The 4,779-nt window shown below is 28.5% G+C and carries 6 protein-coding genes; all 6 read left to right on the top strand.

Features of this window, described 5'->3' with window-relative positions; translation table 11 throughout:
• The first annotated feature begins 261 nt into the window (after positions 1 to 261).
• The 6 genes from RSC72_RS15745 to RSC72_RS15720 all read left to right on the top strand — a co-directional run bounded on the left by RSC72_RS15745 (position 262) and on the right by RSC72_RS15720 (position 4,399).
• Positions 262 to 795 (top strand): hypothetical protein, encoded by a 534-nt coding sequence (locus tag RSC72_RS15745; RefSeq protein WP_332578668.1) that lies wholly within the window; start codon positions 262 to 264, stop codon positions 793 to 795.
• 136 nt (positions 796 to 931) lie between these two features.
• Positions 932 to 2,038 (top strand): PD-(D/E)XK nuclease family protein, encoded by a 1,107-nt coding sequence (locus tag RSC72_RS15740; protein ID WP_332578667.1) that lies wholly within the window; start codon positions 932 to 934, stop codon positions 2,036 to 2,038.
• A 146-nt stretch (positions 2,039 to 2,184) separates the two neighbouring features.
• The gene (locus tag RSC72_RS15735; RefSeq protein WP_332566395.1) at positions 2,185 to 2,496 is read left to right on the top strand and encodes a putative quinol monooxygenase; all 312 of its coding nucleotides are present in this window, start codon (positions 2,185 to 2,187) and stop codon (positions 2,494 to 2,496) included.
• A 45-nt stretch (positions 2,497 to 2,541) separates the two neighbouring features.
• The gene (locus RSC72_RS15730; protein ID WP_332546718.1) at positions 2,542 to 3,282 is read left to right on the top strand and encodes a hypothetical protein; all 741 of its coding nucleotides are present in this window, start codon (positions 2,542 to 2,544) and stop codon (positions 3,280 to 3,282) included.
• Positions 3,283 to 3,421: 139 nt separating this feature from the next.
• Positions 3,422 to 3,706 (top strand): hypothetical protein, encoded by a 285-nt coding sequence (locus tag RSC72_RS15725; protein ID WP_332546716.1) that lies wholly within the window; start codon positions 3,422 to 3,424, stop codon positions 3,704 to 3,706.
• Positions 3,707 to 4,027: 321 nt separating this feature from the next.
• Positions 4,028 to 4,399, top strand: a complete 372-nt coding sequence (locus RSC72_RS15720; RefSeq protein WP_332546714.1) for a tetratricopeptide repeat protein — start codon at positions 4,028 to 4,030, stop codon at positions 4,397 to 4,399.
• The last annotated feature ends 380 nt before the right edge of the window (positions 4,400 to 4,779 follow it).

Genomic DNA, 4,779 nt, shown 5'->3' with positions numbered 1-4,779 from the left:
GCAATAGGTGGAAATTATTACAACCTGCTTAAAGAAATAGTAGATATTACAAAATTTTCTAAAGACGAAGTAGCAAAAAATATTATGGACAAAGTGAGCTATTTTGAGCAAGAACATAAAATTAAATTTGACTAAAAACTACCGCTAAAAAAGATTTGTAATAGTGGGGAGAAACTGCAAAGGTCAACATTTATGCATCCATTTCCGCCACATCGCCAAGCTGTAAACCGTTATCTAAAATTTCACAAAAACTCTCGACAAATGAAATATTTTTTATTCTTTTTCATCAGTATCACATCATATTCTCAAGAAAAAGCAGATATTTTCATAAAAAACTTAAAAAATGATTACTTAGAAATCACAATTAAAAACTTTAATTTAAATTCAGAATTTTTCTGGGAAAACGAATTTAAACACAATTATGACTTCTATCTTTATGAAGATTATGAAAAGACAGAAGAATTAAATAAGTTTAATGAAAATAAATTTTATATATTAATCCAATACTATAAGAAAAAACCAAAATTAAATTTCTATTCAATTTCAAATGAAGTTTTTGAACACACCAATGCTTATCAAAATATTGAATCTTTTTCCAATAATACTTTTAAACTTCCATTAGAACAATATACAGCATCTTATAATTATGAAAATTATCATAAAATAGGGACTAGATTTTTCAATTATATTGAATTACAAAAAAATGCAAATTATAATGTTAAAGTTTATTATAAATATAGAGTAAACAATAAGCAAAAAATTCTTATATCCAATTCAATAAATATTGAAACTTGATATCGTTCAAATAAAAACTGCAGCTAACATAAGTTTTACAAAAGCGTTGCTGAACGGCTTCGATTGGGCACTTGTGCAAAAAATCTCCACCTTCGGCAATACCCAAACCGTTATATACAATTATAAAGACGACATAGTGCAAACAGACTTCACCAAAATATTGCTTGACTTCAAATCAATTCCTCGACATAAGCGGACAAAGACGTTTATGGAAATTTCTGGCTATCCACATTACGAAAATGTGTGTAGTAACATTTTGAAATTTTATCTCGACCCAACAAATGAACACGGTCTAAAAGATTTGGTTCTAAACTCTTTGTTACATCTCATTGACAAAGACTTTCAGTTTGACATTGACTTTGAACAAATAGAGGTTTACAGAGAGTATAGAACTATAAATGACAATAGGCTCGACTTAGTAATATTGACTGAAAATTACACAATTGGTATAGAAAATAAAATATTTCATCATTTGCATAATGACCTAGCTGATTACAAGAACACAGTAAAATCATTATGTTACAATTCTAGAAAGTCTATTTGTATAGTATTGTCGATGAACAAATTGACATCAAACGAAGACGTAGAAAAAATAAATGCAAATGATTTTGTGAACGTAACTTATGAGCAGGTTTTTCAAAACGTAAAACAAAATATTGGTGGACATTTAAATATTTCAAATATCAGTTACATAAACCACTTGACCGACTTCATTAAATCAATTGAAAATCTTACACCTAAAACAATGGAAAATAAGGCGCTTTGGACATTTTTTAAAACCAATTCAGAGATAATACAAGAATTGACAAACAGTTTTAATGAATACAAAAATTTACTTTTTCAGAAAATTCATCAACTTAATGATGCCATTTCCAAAGAGGAGTTTGCTCCTTTAGCAGATAAACAATGGATTTATAAAGGTTCATCTTTATTGGTTTTAGTCCACGACTATACAGTTAACTCACAATATAAATTAGCAGTAGACACAACGATTGATGTTAATGGTTGGCAAATTCAACTTTTTGGCCGAAATAGTAAGTCATCTGACTTCATATTTAATGTAATGTGTAAGGATAATAATTTTTTGCCCAAGCCTTTTGAAAATTATGAAAGAGGTGAAAGACTTATTTATCAAAGGTTTGACACCGATATCGACATTTCAACTGTAGCAAAAACATTGACGGACCTACTGACAAGAATTGAGAATTATAAAAAACGTACAGACGAAAATAACGGCATATAACAATGTAATAACAAAAGCAACGCTGAACGGCTTCGATTGGGCATTTGTACAAGTTTCAACTTTCGTACTTCGAAACCAAACTAAGAGTAACCGCAATAACAAGCAATTAGAAAACTATAAATAGACCTTTAAAATTAACGACAAACATGGCGAATCAATATTTACTTCACGGAAAATTAACCGCAAAAGCAGGACAAAGAAATGAACTTGCAAATATCTTATTGAAAGCATCTGAGCTTGTATCAACTGCAAAGAGCTGTAAATTATATGCTATAAGTAAGGACGAGAATGACACAAATGCTGTTTACGTTACAGAAATTTGGGATAGCAAAGAAGACCACGACAACTCATTAAAAGTGGAAGGAGTAAGAGAATTAATAATGTCTGCAATGCCAATATTAGACGGGCAACCCACAAAAGGGCAAGAACTTGAAATTTTAGGAGGAACGGGAATATAAAAACCTGCCAACTGCTAATAAGGAATTTCAAAATACTCGCTAAAAATGAAAATTAACACACACACAATAGTATTTTCAATGTTACTAATTTGTTTTTATAGCTGTAGTTTTGACAAACAAGGACAATGGGATATTTCAGAATTATATGCACAAAAAATTGAAGGGACTTCAAAAATTCTTTATAAATATGATGCTTGGGGTGGACGTGATTCACATGCTTATGGTTTTGTTATTTTAGACTCAACAGAAATATTTAAAATTGACCTCAAAAATACATTGCCTTTTTATAAACTTTCTGACATTCCTAATAAAAATAAAATAGAAGGTATTAGTCACGAATGCTATAATTCTTGCGAAGAAGAATATTATAAATCAAAGCCGATTTATAAACCAATGAAGATCAACAAATTTCAATCAAATAACATTAATATTGAAAATATAATCTACCAGTATCGTGGGTATTCAGAAAAAGATGGTGGATTAGAAAGTTATGTTATTGAAAAGTTTATTGAAACTAAAGATAGCTTGTTCTTTTACAACTTAAATGATGTAGAAAGTATGAATGGAATTCATCTTGATGAATTAAAAGTAAAAAAAGGGGAAGTTTATCTTCAACTCAACAATAATAAGGAAATTCAAAAAATTATTGTTGAGCAAATAAGTTTAGATCCTATCACAAAGGAATTTATAGATGGAAGAACTTGCTTTTTAACTCCAAAAAATAAAACATTCGCAAATGAATTTTCACAAAGAGGAATCTTTCGAAAAATAAAAATAACAAAATAATACTTCACATAACAAGGGTTTTGCAATAGTCGAGCGAAACTGCAAATTTCAACATATGTTTTTCGATTAAACTTTTGATTTGCGCTTCGATTGCCCCACCATCGTAAAGCCCCAAAACTTTAACTGTAATTTAAAAAAAATGATGAAAACAACTATTACATTATTAATTTCGTTTGTAACAATTAATATTTTTTCACAAAGTAATAAATTAAATGGAACTTGGATATTAGATAAATTTATTTTTTCTGATGGAAAACCAATAGAGGTAAATGATAAAGACTTTTCAACTTATGCTCAATATGATTTTTATAATAATAAAATGAAAATTGATGGAATTGAAATACCTATTACAATAACATCAAATGTAATACAAACAAGTGCCACTAAAATTGAATATGGATTTAATGATAAATACCTTTTTTAAAAATTTCAAGGAGATAATAAAATTGCTTGCCTTCTTAAACCTGAAACATTTCTTGAATTATATCCAGAGTTCCAGCCAAAACAAATAGAATATGGCAACATTTCTGTTTATCTCGAGAATTCAATTGTAAAACCTACATTTATATATAAAGGAGGTTTTAATTCTTATTTAGCAAATATAGTTTCAAATTACGAAGATTTTCCAAAGACCCGAAATTATTTCAGTGCACAATTTATCTTAACAAAAGACTCAAAAATAAAGGATATAAAAATAATTAACAATATCTCTGAGGATTTTGATAAAAAAGCAATACAAGCAATTTTGGATAGTGAAAAATATTTCAAGAATACAACAGGTAAAGATTTTTTAATCAATCGAAGTTTTTCGATGATAATAGAAGATAACAATCAAAAAAACAGAATTGAAAAACAAATTGATCAAATTGAAAAAAAAGGATTGGAATATTTTAACAATAATGATTTCGAAAATGCAATAAAAGTTTATGAAAAACTAAAAACAATTAATGATGGTGGATCAAATAATACAATAACGAAAATATCTTACATAAAATTAGGAATTTCATATTTAGCAATTAACAAAATTGCGGAAGCTTGCGAAAGTTTTAAAAAAGCAGGAGATCTAACAGATTTTAGCGTAAGAAATTATTTGATCAATTTCTGTTCAAAAAAATAATAAAAGAAAATTTGGCTAACATCGGTTTGGCGCAATGGCGAGCTAAGGCTAAAATTTAAAGTTGGGGCTTTTGCTTACTGTGTCTTTTCACTTCAATTTCCGCCACTGACGTCCAGCCCTGAAACATTAGCAGAAAAATTTGACAAGGAAATCATTATAGAAAAGAGGTTAATTTACACCTAATACTATTTATCTCTATTGTACAAATGGATACGGAAAAACGAACCTTAATTATAGCTTTTTAGAAACCAAACTAAGAGTAACCGCAATAACAAGCAATTACAAAACTATAAATAGACCTTTAAAATTAACGACAAACATGGCAAACCAATATTTACTTCACGGAAAATTAACCGCAAAAGCAGGACAAAGAAATGAAC

The organism is Algoriella sp., from assembly GCF_036647415.1.
GTDB lineage: Bacteria > Bacteroidota > Bacteroidia > Flavobacteriales > Weeksellaceae > Empedobacter.
The sequence above is the reverse complement of the archived record's forward strand: the minus strand, read 5'-3'. Positions and strand labels throughout refer to the sequence as shown.